The organism is Streptomyces sp. H51 (assembly GCF_035656535.1).
Classification (GTDB): domain Bacteria; phylum Actinomycetota; class Actinomycetes; order Streptomycetales; family Streptomycetaceae; genus Streptomyces.
The window spans coordinates 1-1,450 of the sequence record NZ_JAYMHD010000001.1; the positions used below are offsets into that span (position 1 = coordinate 1).

Genomic DNA, 1,450 nt, shown 5'->3' on the forward strand with positions numbered 1-1,450 from the left:
GACGGCGTCGACGTAGCCGCGTTCGGCGGCGACGTAGGGGTTGAGGAGGGTGTCCTCGTATTCCTGGATGAGCCGGGCGCGGGTGGCTTCGGCGTCGTCGGCTTCGGTGATGGTGCGGCGGTGCAGGATGTTGACCGCGCCCTGGGCGCCCATGACGGCGATCTGGGCGGTGGGCCAGGCGAGGTTGAGGTCGGCGCCGAGGTGTTTGGAGCCCATGACGTCGTAGGCGCCGCCGAAGGCCTTGCGGGTGATGACGGTGATGAGGGGGACGGTGGCCTCGGCGTAGGCGTAGATGAGTTTGGCGCCGCGGCGGATGATGCCGTCGTGTTCCTGGTCGACGCCGGGCAGGAAGCCGGGGACGTCGACGAAGGTGAGGACGGGGACGTTGAAGGCGTCGCAGGTGCGGACGAAGCGGGCGGCCTTCTCGCTGGCTTTGATGTCGAGGCAGCCGGCGTACTGCATGGGCTGGTTGGCGACGATGCCGACGGGGTGGCCCTCGACGCGGCCGAAGCCGGTGAGGATGTTGGGGGCGAACAGCGGCTGGGTCTCGAAGAACTCGGCGTCGTCCAGGACGTGTTCGATGACCGTGTGCATGTCGTAGGGCTGGTTGGCGCTGTCGGGGACGAGGGTGTCCAGTTCCAGGTCCTCGGCGCTGACGGTGAGGTCGGCCTCTTCGGGGTAGGCGGGGGCCTCGGAGAGGTTGTTGGAGGGCAGGTAGGACAGCAGTTGCTTGATGTATTCGACGGCGTCCTTCTCGTCGCCGGCCATGTGGTGGGCGACGCCGGAGACGGCGTTGTGGGTGCGGGCGCCGCCGAGTTCCTCGAAGCCGACGTCCTCGCCGGTGACGGTCTTGATGACGTCGGGGCCGGTGATGAACATGTGGCTGGTCTGGTCGACCATGACGGTGAAGTCGGTGATGGCGGGGGAGTAGACCGCGCCGCCCGCGCAGGGGCCGACGACCAGGCTGATCTGGGGGATGACGCCGGAGGCGTGGGTGTTGCGGCGGAAGATCTCGCCGTAGGCGCCGAGGGAGGCGACGCCTTCCTGGATGCGGGCGCCGCCGGAGTCGTTGATGCCGATGACCGGGCAGCCGGTCTTCAGGGCGAAGTCCATCACCTTGACGATCTTCTGGCCGTAGACCTCGCCCAGTGCGCCGCCGAAGACGGTGAAGTCCTGGGAGAAGACGGCGACGGGGCGGCCGTCGACGGTGCCGTAGCCGGTGACGACGCCGTCGCCGTAGGGGCGGTTCGCCTCCAGGCCGAAGTTGGTGGAGCGGTGCCGGGCGAACTCGTCCAGCTCGACGAAGGAGCCCTCGTCCAGGAGCAGTTCGATCCGCTCACGGGCCGTCAGTTTGCCCTTGGCGTGCTGCTTCTCCACGGCGCGTGCGGAGCCGGCGTGCGTCGCTTCGTCGATACGGCGCTGCAGATCCGCGAGCTTGCCCGCGGTCGTG

General features: G+C 68.7%; 1 protein-coding gene. It reads right to left on the reverse strand.

Features of this window, described 5'->3' with window-relative positions; all coding sequences use genetic code 11:
* Positions 1–1,450 (reverse strand): acyl-CoA carboxylase subunit beta (locus tag VKA29_RS00005; RefSeq protein ID WP_324783011.1); only part of this gene is annotated, 1,450 nt, incomplete at both ends.